The organism is Nonomuraea sp. NPDC049625 (assembly GCF_040675285.1).
Classification (GTDB): Bacteria; Actinomycetota; Actinomycetes; order Streptosporangiales; family Streptosporangiaceae; genus Nonomuraea; species Nonomuraea angiospora_A.
The window spans coordinates 320,598-335,598 of record NZ_JBFAOQ010000005.1; the positions used below are offsets into that span (position 1 = coordinate 320,598).

Annotated in this window: 10 protein-coding genes; 9 read left to right on the forward strand and 1 reads right to left on the reverse strand. The window is 72.1% G+C overall.

Features of this window, described 5'->3' with window-relative positions:
* Positions 1 to 47 precede the first annotated feature (47 nt).
* Together AB0J87_RS24025 and AB0J87_RS24030 are read left to right on the forward strand one after the other, a co-directional pair.
* Entirely contained in the window at positions 48 to 953 is a 906-nt protein-coding gene (locus AB0J87_RS24025) for a LysR family transcriptional regulator (RefSeq protein WP_363968435.1), read from the forward strand.
* Positions 954 to 1,118: 165 nt separating this feature from the next.
* On the forward strand, positions 1,119 to 1,304 hold the full coding sequence (locus AB0J87_RS24030; RefSeq protein ID WP_363968437.1) for a hypothetical protein: 186 nt from the start codon (positions 1,119 to 1,121) through the stop codon (positions 1,302 to 1,304).
* A gap of 12 nt (positions 1,305 to 1,316) precedes the next feature.
* On the opposite strand, the gene AB0J87_RS24035 is transcribed toward AB0J87_RS24030, so the two are convergent.
* Complete coding sequence (locus AB0J87_RS24035; RefSeq protein ID WP_363968439.1) at positions 1,317 to 2,414, reverse strand: LacI family DNA-binding transcriptional regulator; 1,098 nt, start codon at positions 2,412 to 2,414, stop codon at positions 1,317 to 1,319.
* Positions 2,415 to 2,613: 199 nt separating this feature from the next.
* On the opposite strand from AB0J87_RS24035, the gene AB0J87_RS24040 reads away from it, so the two are divergent.
* The 7 genes from AB0J87_RS24040 to AB0J87_RS24070 are packed head-to-tail and all read left to right on the forward strand — an operon-like array spanning position 2,614 to position 14,995.
* The gene (locus AB0J87_RS24040) at positions 2,614 to 5,676 is read left to right on the forward strand and encodes a glycoside hydrolase family 38 C-terminal domain-containing protein (RefSeq protein WP_363968441.1); all 3,063 of its coding nucleotides are present in this window, start codon (positions 2,614 to 2,616) and stop codon (positions 5,674 to 5,676) included.
* On the forward strand, positions 5,673 to 6,953 hold the full coding sequence (locus AB0J87_RS24045) for an extracellular solute-binding protein (RefSeq protein WP_363968443.1): 1,281 nt from the start codon (positions 5,673 to 5,675) through the stop codon (positions 6,951 to 6,953). The genes AB0J87_RS24040 and AB0J87_RS24045 overlap by 4 nt, the downstream gene beginning before the upstream one ends.
* A complete protein-coding gene (locus AB0J87_RS24050) occupies positions 6,950 to 7,867 on the forward strand; it encodes a sugar ABC transporter permease (RefSeq protein WP_363968445.1) in 918 nt (305 codons plus the stop codon). Before AB0J87_RS24045 ends, AB0J87_RS24050 begins: the two co-directional genes overlap by 4 nt.
* Positions 7,867 to 8,712 carry a carbohydrate ABC transporter permease gene (locus tag AB0J87_RS24055; protein WP_355198690.1) on the forward strand — a complete coding sequence of 282 codons (846 nt, stop codon included), beginning with the start codon at positions 7,867 to 7,869 and terminating at the stop codon, positions 8,710 to 8,712. Before AB0J87_RS24050 ends, AB0J87_RS24055 begins: the two co-directional genes overlap by 1 nt.
* Before the next feature lies 1 nt (position 8,713).
* Positions 8,714 to 10,015: a glycosyl hydrolase gene (locus tag AB0J87_RS24060; protein WP_363968447.1), complete on the forward strand. Its 1,302-nt coding sequence runs from the start codon at positions 8,714 to 8,716 to the stop codon at positions 10,013 to 10,015.
* The gene (locus AB0J87_RS24065; protein WP_363968449.1) at positions 10,002 to 12,326 is read left to right on the forward strand and encodes a glycoside hydrolase family 3 N-terminal domain-containing protein; all 2,325 of its coding nucleotides are present in this window, start codon (positions 10,002 to 10,004) and stop codon (positions 12,324 to 12,326) included. Before AB0J87_RS24060 ends, AB0J87_RS24065 begins: the two co-directional genes overlap by 14 nt.
* Entirely contained in the window at positions 12,326 to 14,995 is a 2,670-nt protein-coding gene (locus tag AB0J87_RS24070) for a hypothetical protein (RefSeq protein WP_363968451.1), read from the forward strand. The genes AB0J87_RS24065 and AB0J87_RS24070 overlap by 1 nt, the downstream gene beginning before the upstream one ends.
* The last annotated feature ends 6 nt before the right edge of the window (positions 14,996 to 15,001 follow it).

Consider the following 15,001-nt stretch of genomic DNA (forward strand, 5'->3'; position numbering starts at 1 on the left):
AAACTCGGTCCTGACTTGACCTCAAATGCATCTTTTTCAGGTGATATATGCGTCAGACGCAACCCAGTCTGGACCTGCTGATCGCGCTGGACGTCCTGCTGGAGGAGGGCAGCGTCTCGGCCGCCGCGCAGCGGCTGCACCTGTCGGAGCCGGCCATGAGCCGCACGCTCGGCCGCATCCGCAAGGCGATGGGCGATCCCGTGCTGGTGCGCTCGGGACGGCACATGGTGCCCACGCCGCGGGCGCTGGCCGTCCGCGACGAGGTGCGGGCGCTGGTCGAGGCGGCCAGGAAGGTGTTCACGCCGCCGGGCCGGCTGGACCCGGCCACGCTGGTACGGCGCTTCACGATCCTGGCCTCGGACGCGGTGATCACGGCCATGAGCGTGGCGCTGCTGACGGAGGCCGCCGCGTCGGCTCCCGGCGTGCGCTTCCACTTCATCCCCGAGGGGTACGGCGACGCGCGGGCGCTGCGTGACGGGAGCGCGGACCTGGAGGTGACCGTGATCTCGGACCCGGCGCCGGAGACGCGGGTCGAACCGATCATGGCAGACCGGGCGGTGGGCGTCGTCCGTCCCGGGCACCCGCTGCTCGACGGGCCGGTCACGGCGGAGCGGCTGGCGGCGGCCGAGCACGTGATCGCCACCCGGCGGGGCCGCGACGAGGGCCCGGTGGACGAGATCCTGGCCGGCATGGGGCTGATGCGCCGGATCGCGGGCTCGGTGCCGACGTTCGAGGCGTCACTGCTGGTGGTGCGGCAGTCCGACCTGGTGGGGATGACGCCGGAACGGCTGACCCGGCCGCTGGTGGAGGCTCTGGGGTTGGCGACGTTCCCGATCCCGTTCGCGTTGCCGGAGATGACGCTGTCGCAGGCGTGGCATCCCCGCTACGACGTGGACCCCGCGCACGTGTGGCTGCGCGACCTCGTACGCGAGACCCTCGGCCGGCACCGCTGATAAGTGCTCAATCGATGAACACTTTCACCGGGAGGATGGGACGCATGATGATCCTCGCGACGCCGCCGCATGGCGGAGCCGGCTGAACGGCCACCACGACTCCATGACCGAGGCCTGGCTCGTCCCGGGCCGTGGGGCAGACCGGGCCGGTTCAAGGCCGCGGTGATGGGCGCCGGCATCAGCGACTGGGGCATGCTCGTCGTGTACTTCCACCGGGCCCTGCGGCGGTTCGGCGTCGAGCACCAGTTCGTCGTCCATCCCGGGGAAGGACGCTCCATCCAGGACCGCGACCATCAGCTCGACCTGCTCCGGCGCACCCGTGCCTGGTTCGGCCGATGGCTCGCCGGCTGAGCCACGCGGCGATCACGCGCCGGGCGGTGGGGCGGTGCTGCCGCGGACGACGAGCTCCGGCGTCGGGGCCTGGACCGCGCGGGGCTCCGGGCGCTCGGCCATCGTGTGGAGCAACTCGGTCGCCGTCAGCGTGCCCAGCGCGTACGTGTCGCGGGTCAGGGCGGTGATCGGAGGATGCGGCAGATGGGTGAGGATGGAGTCGTCGAAGGACACGATGGACACCTCGCCGGGCACCGGCACTGCCATCTCGGTGGCCACCCCGAGCCCCGCGGCGGCCATGACGTCGCTGTCGTAGATGATCGCCGTGCACCGCGGGCTCGCCTCCAGGAGGCGGCGGGTGGCCGAGGCGCCCTGGGTGTCGGAGTAGTCGGTGGCCACGCTGGCGATGTCGATGCCGAGGCTCTCGCGGGCGTCGCCGATGGCCCGCAGGCGGCGGCGCGTGTGCTGGTAGGACGGTACGCCGCTGACGTGGCCGATGGACCGGTGCCCGAGCGCGGCGAGATATTCGAGGATGCGGGTCATCGCCGCGTGGTCGTCGACCCAGACGCTGGTCAGCGGTAGCGGGGCCCCGTGGCCGCCCAGGATGACGGCGGGGGCGCGCAGGTCGGCGACGAGCCGGGGCCGGACGTCGTCGACTGTGAGGTCCAGCAGCACGAGCCCGTCGACCCGGTTCTCGGCGGCCCAGCGGCGGTAGACGGCAACCTCCGCCTCGGTGTCCTCGACGATGAGGAGCTGGGTGGCGATCCCCTCGTTGGACAGGCGGGACTGCAGGCCGGACAGGAAATGGGCGAAGAACGGCTCGACGCCGAGCGTGCGGGCCGGACGGGCGATGACGATGCCGGCCACGTCGTTGTTGGCCCCCTTGAGGGCGCGGGCGGCGCGGTGCGGGCGCCAGTTGAGCTCCTCTGCGACCTCGAGGATGCGCTTGCGCGTGGCGTCGCTGATGCCGGGGCGGGCGTTGAACGCCAGCGACACCGCCGACACCGAGACCCCCGCCAGCCGCGCGATGTCGGTGCTCCTCAGCCGGGCCGGCGCAGTGCCCGCCAGGGACGCGGGAGGCTCGGACGAACCGTCTGAGTCCTGAGGCGGAACCTGGTCGTTCGGCGGCATCGATCCTCCATGGCGGACAACCGTCGTTATGCAAACTTGATGAGCCCCCCGGGTGACCGCAGCACCTAAAACGTATTAGTCTGCGGTCGCTTGCTGATCATAACGTACTAAAACGTATTAGGCCGATTGTGATACCTCCGCTACGGAGAGGTACGGAATGCACAACCACCTCAGCCGCACGCTAGAGAGGCTCGCCCGCGTGCGGCGGGAACGGATTCAGCCCCGGCTCCACACCCGGCTGGGCGGTGTCGAGGTCGAGGCCTGGACGGTCCCGGACGACGGCGAGCCGGTGCGCGCCCGCCATGCCCTCGGGCTCGAACCCGACGCCGGCCGGGCCGCCCCCGCCTACCGCCCCTTCCCCCTGGGCGCCGCCTGGGGCGAGGCCTGGTCCACGACCTGGTTCCGGATCCGGGGCACGGTCGACCCGGGGCAGGACGGCCCGATCGACCTGGTGCTGGACCTGGGCTGGTTCGACCACTCCGTGGGCGGTCACTGCGAGGGCCTGGTCTTCACCCCGGACGCGACGATCGTCAAGGGCCTGCACCCCCGCCAGTCCGACATCCGGTTACGAGGTCACGGGGCCGATCTGGTCGACGCCGACGGCTCGTTCGTGCTGTATGTCGAGGCGGCGGCCAATCCCCTGCTGCTCGGCCTGCCGCCCTTCGTCGTCACCGAGCACGGCGAGAAGGGCGCGCAGGAGCCGTTCGAGCAGTTCAGGCTGCGCCGCGCGGAGATCGCCGCGTTCTCGCCGGAGATCCACGCGCTGTGCTGCGACCTGGACGTGGCCGGCGGCCTGGCCGCCGAGCTGAGCGCGGACGAGCCGCGTCACTGGCGGCTGCTGCGCGCGATCGAGGAGGCCCTGGACGTCTACGACGAGGCGGACGCCGAGGCGAGTGCCGGGCGGGCGCGGGCGATCCTCGCTCCCGTCCTGGCCACGCCCGCGCACGCCAGCGCCCACCGGATCACGGCCGTCGGGCACGCGCACATGGACACGGCGTGGCTGTGGCCGCTGCGCGAGACGGTCCGCAAGCTCGCCCGTACGGTCTCCAACGCGCTCGCCCTCCTCGACGCCGACCCCGGCCTGGTGTACACGATGTCGGCGGCCCAGCACTTCAGCTGGCTCGAAGAGCACTATCCGGAGCTGTTCGAGCGGCTGCGGCACTATGTCGAGCAGGGCCGGTTCGTGCCCGTCGGCGGCATGTGGGTGGAGGCGGACGGCGTCATCCCCACCGGCGAGTCGATGGTGCGCCAGCTGACCTACGGCAAGCGCTACTTCCTCAGCCGATTCGGCCGCGAGCCCCGCGAGATGTGGCTGCCCGACTCCTTCGGCTACTCGGGCGCCCTGCCGCAGCTGGCCCGCAGGGCCGGGTCCCGCTGGTTCCTGACGCAGAAGATCTCCTGGAACGACACCACGGTCTTCCCGCACCACTCCTTCTGGTGGGAGGGCATCGACGGCACCCGCGTCTTCACCCACTTCCCGCCCGCGGAGACGTACGCCGCCGAGGTGACCGCCCGCGAGCTCCATCACGCGGTCGCCACGTTCAAGGACAAGGCGATCGCCTCCCATTCGCTGCTCCCGTACGGCTACGGCGACGGAGGCGGCGGCCCCACCCGGGAGATGGCCGAGCGGCTGCGCCGCTTCGCCGACCTGGAGGGGGCGCCACGCGTGATCTCCAGGACCCCGGCGGAGTTCTTCGAGGAGGCCGAGTCCGAGCTGCGGGAGGCCGGGGCGCTGGAGCCGGTCTACCGTGGCGAGCTCTATCTGGAGCTGCATCGAGGCACCCTGACCTCGCAGGCGGCCATGAAGCGGCACAACCGGCGCTGCGAGTCGCTGCTCCGAGCCGCCGAATATCTCAGCGCGGCGGCGAGCGCGCTGCGCGGGGCGCCGTACCCGCGCGAGGACCTCGACGAGATCTGGCGCACCGTGCTGCTGCACCAGTTCCACGACATCCTCCCGGGCACGTCGATCAGCTGGGTGCACCGCGAGGCCCGCGACACCTACCTGGCGATCGAGGAGCGCCTGCACGATCTGATCAAGCGAGCAGGCGCGGCGCTCGGCGACGAGCGGGCCGAGGGCGGGCTGCCCCCGTTCACCACGCCGGCGCGGCCCGGAACGGCCCCCGTCGTGGTCGGGGTCGAGGTCGGGGTCGAGGTCTCCGACGGCGAGGCCGGCGCCACCGTGCTGGACGACGGCCTGCTGCGGGTCGTGGTGGACGGCGGCGGCCACGTCGTCTCGCTCCTCGACCTGCGCAGTGGCCGGGAGGTCGTCCCGCCCGGCCGCCGCCTCAACGAGCTGCAGCTCTTCCGCGACGAGCCGGTGCGCTGGGACGCCTGGGACGTGGACCGCCACGTGCTGCGCCACCCCCGGGCGTTCGACGACGTCACCAGCCGCAGGGTGGTCCGGAGTGGGCCCGACGCCGGCGTGGAGGTGGTCCGGCGGACCGGCGCGTCCACGGTCACGCTGACCATGTGGCTGCGGGCCGGCACCGGGCGGTTCGAGACCGAGTGCGCCGTGGACTGGCAGGAGCGCGAACGCCTGCTCAAGGTCGCCGTCCCGGTGCGGGTCCTGGCGCGGACCGCGCGCTTCGAGACCCAGTACGGCTACGTCGAACGCCCGCTGCTGACCAACACCGCGACCGAGGAGGCGATGTTCGAGGCCGCGATGCACCGCTACGTGCACGTGGACGACGGCGACTTCGGCCTCGCGATCGTGAACGACACGATGTACGGGGCCGACGCCCGCGCCGACGGCGACTCCACCGTCGTCCGGCTCTCCCTGCTGCGGGGCGCGCGCTTCCCCGACCCCCGCGCCGACCTCGGCACGCACACCTTCCGCTGGGCGGTGCTGCCCGGCGCGGACGTGCCGGCCGCGGTCGAGGCCGCGTACGCGTTCAACGCGCCCGACCTCACCGGCCTGCCCGCGCCGCTGGTCCGGTTGGAGCTCCTCACCGGCCACGCGCTCGTCGACTGGGTGAAGCAGGCCGACGACGGCTCCGGCGACCTGGTCGTACGCGTGTACGAGACGCGGGGCGGACGGGCGAGCGCCCGGCTGAGCTGCCACGAGGAGCTCGGCGCGGGAGCCGTCGTGTGGGAGACCGACCTGCTCGAACGGGAGCTCGGCGCGGACGAGGACCTGCCCGTGGCCCTGGGCCCGGCGGGCGCGCGCCGTCCCGTGGGCGAGGCGCGGCTGGACCTCGGCCCCTTCCAGGTGGCGACCCTGCGGATCGCCACTCATGCATCACTCAAGGAGGATGTCCAATGAGAACACGGACCTGCGTCGCGGCGCTGGCCCTGGGATCGCTGCTGCTGTCCGGGTGCGGTGACGGCGGAGCGACGCCGCAGGCCTCGGGCGGGGCGCTGACGGGATCGATCAAGTTCCAGACGTGGAACCTGAAGAACGAGAAGTTCACGCCGTACTTCACCGAGCTGATCGCGGCCTTCGAGAAGGAGCACCCGGGCACGAAGATCGCCTGGGTGGACCAGCCCGCCGAGGGCTACCAGGACAAGCTGTCGGCCGACGCCGCGGCGGGGGCGCTGCCCGACGTCGTGGACATGGGCCCCGAGGCCGCCTACACGCTGGCCCAGGCCGGGGTCCTGCTCGACCTGAACAAGGCCGACCCCCAGGCCAAGGGCCAGTATCTGGACAAGGCGTGGCAGGCGATGACGTTCAGCGGGCTCGGCGGCGGGACCTACGGCTACCCGTGGTACCTGAACACCGGGCCGGCGTTCTTCAACACCGCGCTGTTCAAGAAGTGCGGTCTCGACCCGGCCAAGCTGCCCGCCACCTACGACGAGCTGTTCGACCAGGCCGAGACCATGGCCAAGAACTGCTCGGACGTGTCGATGATCGCCCGGATGCCCGTCATCGAGATGTTCGGCGAGTACGGCGTGCCCCTCATGGACGCCGCGGGCAAGCAGTTCACCTACAACGACGCCAAGGGCGCGGAGTTCGTCGAGCGCTTCCGCAAGCTGTTCGCCAGCAAGGGCCTGACCCAGGAGGCGCTGAACAACCTGCAGACCAAGGAGGTCGAGGAGTTCAAGGCCGGCCGGCTGGCGTACCTGTCGGGCAGCTCGTACACCCTCAACGACCTGAAGGACACCGCGCCCGAGATCTACAAGACGCTCGGGATCGGGCCGCGGATCAGCAACGCCGCCCCCAACATGTACATCGAGTCGCTCGTCGTGAACGCCGCCGGCAAGAACCAGCCGCTGGCCACGGCCTTCGCCAAGTACGTCACCAACACCGCCAACCAGCTCGCCTTCGCCAAGAAGGCCTCGGTGTTCCCCTCGTCGGCCGGGTCGATGGACGACGAGTACTTCACCAAGGACGACGGCGACCCCGCCACGAAGGTGCGCCTGGAGAGCGCCGCCCAGGTGAAGAAGGCGGTCGTGTGGTGGCCTCCGGCGTTCTCCGGCTCGGCCGACGCCGACACGCTGCGCGAGCAGATCGCCCAGGCGCTGCTCGGCAAGAAGACGGTGCAGCAGGCGCTGGACGAGTCGGTCAAGTACTCCAACGAGCGGCTGGCCGCGCACGGATGACCGGCTCCGCCACGCACGACGAGGGCAGCGCGCCGGCGACCCATCGCTGGCGCCTGACCCCGTGGCTGTTCCTGCTGCCGGCGCTGGCCGTCATCGTGGTCCTGGTCCTCGTGCCGTTCCTGAACACGCTGCGCCTGGCGTTCACGGACTCCACCCTGCTCAGGGCCGGGGAGTTCACCGGGTGGGACAACTTCCGGCGGATGTTCACCGACGAGCGCTTCGGCACCGCGCTGCTGAACTCCACGCTCTACACGGTGTGCGTGGTGCCGCTCATGGTGGCGCTGCCGCTCGTGCTCGCCTCGCTGCTGAGCGGCGCCGGCCGGCTGATGGGCTTCTTCCGCACCACGATGTACCTGCCGGTGATCATGTCGCCGGTCATCGTCGGGCTGATCTGGACGAACATGCTCGACAAGCGCGGCCTGGTGAACGAGCTGCTCGGCACGCTCAAGGCGGTCGCCGCGCCGGTGCCCTTCCTGACCGACCGGTGGCTGCTGCTGTTCAGCGCGATGTTCGTCACCGTGTGGATGGGCCTGGGCTACTACATGGTCATCTACCTGGCCGCGCTGGCGAACATCGATCAGAGCCTGTACGACGCGGCGGCGATGGACGGCGCGGGCCCGATACGCAGCTTCCTCAGCGTCACCGTCCCGGGGGTGCGCTCCACGATGGGGCTCATCGGCGTGCTGTCCTCGGTGGCGGCCTTCCGGGTGTTCGGCGAGATCTACGTGCTCACCGACGGCACCGGCGGGGTCGGCGGCGGCGATCTCACGATGACCATGCTCATCCAGCGCGAGGGCACCGGCCTGCAGGCGCGCACCGGCTACGCGGGCGCGATCAGCCTGGTCATGTTCGTCATCCTCGGCGGGCTGCTGGTCGCGCAGCTCGTCCTGCAACGCAAGCAGAGGTCCTCCTGATGTCCGGTCCGTCCGCGCGACGCCGCATCGCGGCAGGCATGGTCGTGCGCTACCTCATCCTCCTGCTGATGGCCGTGCTGCTGGCGGGCCCGCTGCTGTGGCAGGTCTCGCTGTCGCTCAAGGGAGCCGGCGACGCGCTCTACACGCGGCCGCCCGAGCTGCTTCCCGGCCATCCCACGCTGGGGAACTTCGCGACGGTGCTCGACCGCGTCCCGGTGCCGCACTACCTGCTCAACTCTCTGCTCGTGGCCGCCATGGCCGTCACCGGCAACGTGGTGGGCGCCACGTGCGCCGGGTACGCGCTGGGCAAGCTGCGCTTCCGAGGCCGCGGGGTGGCGGCGGCCATCTGCGTCGCGGCCCTGCTCGTCCCGGCCGAAACCGTGCTGATCTCCCAGTTCCTGCTGGTCAGGGCGGCCGGGCTGGCCAACACCCTGCTGGGGGTCGTCCTGCCGACGATCGTGGCCGCGCTGAACGTCCTGCTCATGCGCAACGCGTTCCGCAACCTGCCGGCCGAGTTCGAGGAGGCTGCCATCGTCGACGGCGCCAACGCCTGGCAGCGGTTCATCCGCGTCTCCGTCCCCCAGGTCAAGGGCGTCATCACGGTCGTGGCGATCTTCGCTTTCGTCGGCTCGTGGAACGACTTCCTGTGGCCGCTCATCGTGCTGTCCGACGAGGACAACTACACCCTCACCGTCGGGCTGAACCGCCTGCGCGGCACCTTCTACGACGATCCGCGCCTCATCGCGGCCGGCACGATCATCGCCCTGGTTCCCATCGTCACGTTCTTCGCCATCTTGCAGCGCTACTTCTTCCGCGGGCTCGAAGCGGGAGGCTTGAAAGGTTGAAATGCTGAGATTCGGGGTCAACTACACGCCTTCCCAGGACTGGTTCTACTCCTGGCTGGATCCGGACTGGGCGGCCACCCGGCGGGACATGGAGGCCCTGGCCGGGCTGGGCCTGGACCACGTACGCGTGATGCCGTTGTGGCCCGTCCTGCAGCCGAACCGGACGCTGATCCGCCGCCGCGCGCTCGACGACGTCCGCCGCGTCGTGGAGATCGCCGGCGAGGCCGGCCTCGATGCGAGCGTGGACGTCCTGCAGGGGCACCTGTCCGGCTTCGACTTCGTGCCGAGCTGGCTGACGGACTGGCATCGGCGCAGCATGTTCACCGACCCCGACGCGATCGCCGCGCAGGCCGAGCTGGTGGAGGCGCTCGACGGGCACCTGTACGACCTGCCCAACTTCCTCGGCCTGACCCTGGGCAACGAGGTCAACCAGTTCACCTCCGCGCTGCATCCGAGCCCGATGCCGGCCACCGCCCGGCAGGTGACGGCCTGGCTGCGGGCGCTGCACGGCGATGGGCCGCGCGACCGCCGCCACTTCCGGCTCAACGCCGAGTACGACGCCGTCTGGTACGCCGACGACCACCCCTTCACCCCGGCGCACTCCAGCCGGCACGGCCAGATGAGCGTGATCCACTCGTGGATCTTCAACGGCACCGCCCAGGGCTATGGGGCGATGTCACACGAAAGCATCACCCATGCCGCGTACCTCATCGAGCTGTCACGCGCCTTCGCCCTCGACCCGGCGCGTCCGGTCTGGCTGCAGGAGGTCGGCGCGCCGCTCAACCACCTGACCGAGGACCAGGCGCCCGGCTTCTGCGAGGGGACCGTGCGGGCGGCGGCCGACAGCGACGCCCTGTGGGGCGTCACGTGGTGGTGCTCGCACGACGTGGAGCGCCGGCTGGCCGACTTCCCCGACCTGGAGCACAGCCTCGGCCTGATCGGGGCGGACGGCGCGGTCAAGCCGATCGGCCGGCGCTTCGCCGACCTGGCCGCGGAGCTGCGGCACCGGTCGCGCCCCTCCCCGCGGACCGAGGCCGTCGTCGTCCCCGTCGGCGCCGACGACGTCCCCGTGTCACGGGCGGAGCTCTCCCCCGGCGGCGGCGTCTTCGAGACCTGGATGGGCCGCGCCCGCGCCGGGGCCCGCCCCGCCCTGGTGACCTCCGCGACCGCGGGCGAGCCGGCCGCGCTGCGCGCCCGCGGCATCGAACGGCTCGTCCACGCCGAGCCCACGGGCCGCACCTTCTACAGTTCGGTCGCCGACGACGAGGTCCTCGACCGGATGGCCGCCCATGCCGACCGCTGAGCCGGTCGAGCGCCTGCTCGCCAAGCTGTCCCCGCGCGAGAAGGTCGGCCAGCTCAACCAGCGCCTCTACGGCTGGCAGGCCGTCGAGCGGGCTCCTCGGGGCGGATTCCGGCTCACCGATCTCGCCCGCGCCGAGCTCGACCGGTGGGGCGGGCTCGGCGCGCTGTACGGGGTCTTCCGCGCCGACGCCTGGTCGGGCCGCACCTGGGCCGACGGGATCCGGCCGGAGGAGCGCGCCGAGGTCGCCGCCCTCGTCCAGGACGAGGTGACGCGGGCCGGCGGCCACGGGATCGGGGTGCTGCTGTCGGAGGAGGCCCCGCACGGGCACCAGGCGCTCGGCGGGACGCTGCTGCCCACCAACCTCGCGGTGGCCGCCGGATGGGATCCGGACCTGCTGGCCGAGGCCGCGGCCGCCGTCGCCGCCGAACTCGCTGCGAGCGGCGTGCACCTGGCCCTGGTGTCCGCGCTCGACCTGCTGCGGGACCCGCGCTGGGGCCGGGCGGAGGAGTGCTTCGGGGAGGATCCGCTGCTGGCCGCCGAGCTCACCCGGGCGCTGGTGATCGGCATGCAGGGCGCCGATCGCGGCGCGGTGGGCCGCGGCGGGGTCGCGGTCGTGCTCAAGCACCTGGCCGCCCAGGGCGAGGCGGTCGGCGGGCGCAACGGCCAGTCCGCCGTCATCGGCCCCCGCGACCTGCGCGAGCTGCATCTCCCGGCGGCGCGGGCCGCGGTGGAGGCCGGGGCGCTGGGGTTCATGGCGGCCTACAACGACATCGACGGGGTGCCGTGCTGCGCCAACCGCGACCTCCTGACCGGCTTCCTGCGGGACGAATGCGGATTCGACGGGGTCGTCATGGCCGACGGGCTGGCCGTGGACCGGCTGACGGCGATGACGGGCGACCCGGCGTCCGCCGCCGTGGCCGCGCTGGAGGCCGGGGTGGACCTGTCGCTCTGGGACGAGTCCTTCGCCCTGCTGGAGGAGGCGGCCCTGGCGGACCCGCGGGTGGCCGAGCTGGTCGACGCCGCCTGCCGCCGGGTGCTCACCCTCAAGCACCGCGCCGGCCTGCTCGGGGACACCGCGGGTGAGGCCGCCCCAGGCGCCGAACGCGAGGCGCTCACGCCGGCCGGGCACCGCGAGGCGCTCACCCTGGCCGGCCGCCACGAGGCGCTCACTCTGGCCAAGCGCCGCGAGGCGCTCGCGCTGGCCGGGCGGGCCGCCGACAGCCTGTCCCGCCGCCTGGCCCGGCAGTCCCTGGTGCTGTTGCACAACGCCGGCGGCCTCCTGCCCCTCGAACCTCGGTCGCTGACCAAGGTCGTCCTCGCCGGCCCGAACGCCCGCGACGTCACCGCCCTGCTGGGCGACTACGTGCCGCCCCTGCCGCCGGGGTCGGCCGCCGGCCTGGACCTCGCCCTGCGGCAGGCCCTGCCGGACGCCGAGGTGCTGTGCCCGCCGGGTGTCCCCACGGTGGCCGACCTGAGCGGCGCCGACCTGGTGATCCTGGCGCTCGGCGGGACGAGCCACCGCACGTACGCCGAGGAGTTCGCGGCCAACGGGGCGATCGCGGGCCAGGCGGCCGCGGCGACCGCCGGGGAAGGCGTCGACCTGGCCGATCTCACCCTGCCTGGCGGCCAGGACGACCTGGTCGCCGCCGTCCGGGCGCGGGCCGGCTGCCCCGTGGTGGCCGTCGTCGTCGCCGGCCGGCCGCATGTGCTCACCGGCGTCCTGGCGCGCACCGACGCGCTGCTGTGGGCCGGCTACCCCGGCCCGCACGGAGGCCACGCGATCGCCGACGCGCTGTTCGGCGGCTACGAGCCGGTCGGCCGCCTGCCGTTCACCGCGCCCGCCCATCCGGGCGCGGTACCGGTCCGCCACAACGACCGGCACCCCGCCGGCGACGTCTACCAGGACGCGCCGGACCCGGTGCTCTTCCCGTTCGGCCACGGCCTGCGCTACCGGCCCGTGCTCCTCGACCGCCTCACCGCCGAGGCCGGCGCGGACACGGTCCGGGTGAGCGTCGAGGTCGCCAACCCGGGCGGCGCCGCGGCCGAGGTCGTCGTGCCGCTGTTCGGGCGCCGTACCGGAGGCCGGGTGCTGCCGCGCCTGCGCGAACTGCTCGCCTTCCGCAGGGTCACCGTCCCGGCGGGCGGCCGTACCGCCGTCGTCTGGGACCTGCCCGCCGCGCGCTGCTTCGCCGAGGACGCGGCGGACCGGGCCCGTACCGACCTGTACGTCGCGGACCTGCACGAAACCGTCCGCCCGGCCGTCCACTCCCCCGGACCGGCCGACCCCCTTCCCGACAGTGAGGAGTCGTGATGGCCCGATCACATCGCACCCGCAGAAGGGCGGTGACGCGCGCCGGCACCGCCGCCCTGGCCGCGATGCTCGCCGTCGCGCTGACCGCCACCGGCGCCGCGGCCAGCGACACGCTGCCCTGGACCGGCGAGAGCACGGTCGGCGCCAGCCAGCCCTACCAGCACGGCTACTCCGTCACCGACCTGCTGCGCTGGAACCCCGCCGACGACGCCGGCGCCGAATTACTGCGCGCCAAGGTGCCGCTCCAGCAGCGCAACGCCGCCAACGCCGCCACGCAGCGCAACCCGGCGCTGCCCGCCGGCACCCAGCTGCTGACCCTGGCCGGCGACTACGGCAACGCCTTCTTCGAGAGCCACCCCTACACCAACGAGTTCAGCCAGTACCTGTTCAACTACTGGCAGTACGCCGACTTCTACGGCTCCTGGCACGGCATGCCCACCCAGGGAGTCCCGGTGAACTACTACGACCCGGCCGCCGACTGGCGGGAGAAGTGGTTCGAGTTCGGGATGCTCAACCTGCCCAACCCCGGCTACACCAACGCCGCCCACGCCAACGGGGTGCGCTCGCTGGGCTGCATCTTCTTCTCCGACAACGACCGCGGCGACCAGACCTACTCCGAGCTGCTGGTCCGCGACGCCGCCGGCGGCTTCCCCGTGGCCGCCAAGCTGATCCAGGTCGCCAAGTTCTACGGCTTCGACGGCTACTTCATCAACCAGGAGGCGCGGGTCGCGCCGGCGGACATCCCGGTGTACAAGCAGTTCCTGAAGCAGCTGCGCGACGGCGGCATCTACGTGCAGTGGTACGACTCCATCGACAACTCCACGGGCGCCATCTCGTACCAGAACGAGTTCAACGCGGTGAACGGCCCGTTCGTGCGCGACGCGCGGCTCGGCGACGTGTCCGACTCCATCTTCCTCAACTACTGGTGGAACCGGACCAAGCTCACCAACTCCAAGAGCTACGCCGCCGGTCTCGGGCTGGACTCCCGCAAGAGCGTCTTCGCCGGGGTCGAGGCCGGGCAGTACCAGTTCAACCAGCCGTACAACCTCGAGGACAACCTCGACGCCGCCGGCGCGCCGATGAACGCCATCGCCACGCTCGGCGCCGACTTCGTCTCCTCCGACTACGCGAGCAAGACCGACGACGCCGCGCAGCGGGACGTCTTCGACCGGGAGCGCCGCTGGTGGACCGGCTCCTCGGCCGGCGCCACCACCCCCGAGGGCACCTGGAAGGGGATCTCCAAGTACGTCGCCGAGCGCTCCGTCATCGGCGGCACCACGTTCGCCACCTCCTTCAACACCGGCCACGGCCTGTCCACCTGGACCAAGGGCCGGCTGTCGAACTTGAAGGAGTGGGGCAACATCAACCTCCAGGACATCCCGGTGACCTGGCAGTGGTGGATCGACGCGGCCGGGACGCCGCTCAGCGCCGACTTCGACTACGGCCCCGCGTACACGCCGGCGAGCCGGTTCTCGTACCAGAAGATCGGCGCCTACAACGGCGGCAGCTCGCTCGTGCTCAGCGGCACGCTCGACGGTGACAACACCGTACGGCTCTACAAGACGGACCTGCAGGTCGCCAAGGGCTCGACCCTCGACCTGACCTACACCAAGCCCTCGGCGAGCGACGACTCCGAGCTGCGGCTCGGCCTCGTGCTCGCCTCCGACCCCACCAAGGTGGTCCAGCTGCCGCTGGCCGGCTCGGGCCAGCGCACCACGGGCTGGAGCACGCGGTCGGTGGACCTGTCGGCGTACGCCGGCCGGCGCGTCGCCGCGCTCGGCCTGGTCGTCGCCGCCGGCGCCCGCCCGATCCAGGGATACCAGGTCAACCTCGGCGCGCTGGCCCTGCGCGACGGCAAGGACCGCACCCCCGCGGCGCCGCAGGACCTGCGCATCACCCAGCTGCTGCCCGAGACCGGCGAGCTGTTCCTGTCCTGGAAGAGCGCCGGGTACGACAAGGTGCGCCGCTACGACGTCTACCTCGACGACACCTACCTCGGCGGGATCTACGACGACGTCTACTACGTCAAGCGCTTCACGGCCACGTCGGGGACGATCAGGCTGGTGGCGGTCGGCCCGGACGGGTCCGAGAGCCCGGCCGCGACCACCTCGTTCGACCTGGCCACGGCGCCGGCCAAGGTGAAGGCTTCGGCCAGGCCGGACGGCACGCTGACCGCCTCCTGGACTCCGCCCGCGAACGGCCGGCCCGTCACGCTGAAGGTCCAGAGCCTCGACACGTCCCGCCCGTACAGCAAGGAGGTCGAGCTGCCCGGGAGCGGCACGGGCACGACGCTGACCGGGGTGCCCGTCAACGGCGACGGCTACCTGCTCACCCTGCGGGCGGGGCCTGGCACGGCCACCGCGGTGCGCGGGAAGTTCGCCGACACCGAGATCGCGCCCTACCCGGCGTCGGCGGTGAAGATCAGCGGGAACACGTTCACCTTCTCCCGGCCGACGCTTCCGGACTGGCACACCCTGACCGTCCTTGAGAACGGCCAGGCGAAGTCGTTCGCGACTACGTACGGGTCGGGCGCCAAGCCGTACATCATCCGCGGCCGCACCACCCGGGCCGCCGAGACGGTGACCATGTCCAGCGCCGGTAGCGAGGTGGTCGCGGTGCTGGAGGACTACGCCGGCAACAAGGCCACGACGGTGCTACGCGGCAACTGATCACCG

Bases quoted from the DNA above. Each gene is read 5' to 3' on its own strand.
- AB0J87_RS24025 (WP_363968435.1), top strand. From the start codon at position 48: ATGCGTCAGACGCAACCCAGTCTGGACCTGCTGATCGCGCTGGACGTC.
- AB0J87_RS24030 (WP_363968437.1), top strand. From the start codon at position 1,119: ATGGGCGCCGGCATCAGCGACTGGGGCATGCTCGTCGTGTACTTCCAC.
- AB0J87_RS24035 (WP_363968439.1), bottom strand. From the start codon at position 2,414: ATGCCGCCGAACGACCAGGTTCCGCCTCAGGACTCAGACGGTTCGTCC.
- AB0J87_RS24045 (WP_363968443.1), top strand. From the start codon at position 5,673: ATGAGAACACGGACCTGCGTCGCGGCGCTGGCCCTGGGATCGCTGCTG.
- AB0J87_RS24050 (WP_363968445.1), top strand. From the start codon at position 6,950: ATGACCGGCTCCGCCACGCACGACGAGGGCAGCGCGCCGGCGACCCAT.
- AB0J87_RS24055 (WP_355198690.1), top strand. From the start codon at position 7,867: ATGTCCGGTCCGTCCGCGCGACGCCGCATCGCGGCAGGCATGGTCGTG.
- AB0J87_RS24060 (WP_363968447.1), top strand. From the start codon at position 8,714: ATGCTGAGATTCGGGGTCAACTACACGCCTTCCCAGGACTGGTTCTAC.
- AB0J87_RS24065 (WP_363968449.1), top strand. From the start codon at position 10,002: ATGCCGACCGCTGAGCCGGTCGAGCGCCTGCTCGCCAAGCTGTCCCCG.
- AB0J87_RS24070 (WP_363968451.1), top strand. From the start codon at position 12,326: ATGGCCCGATCACATCGCACCCGCAGAAGGGCGGTGACGCGCGCCGGC.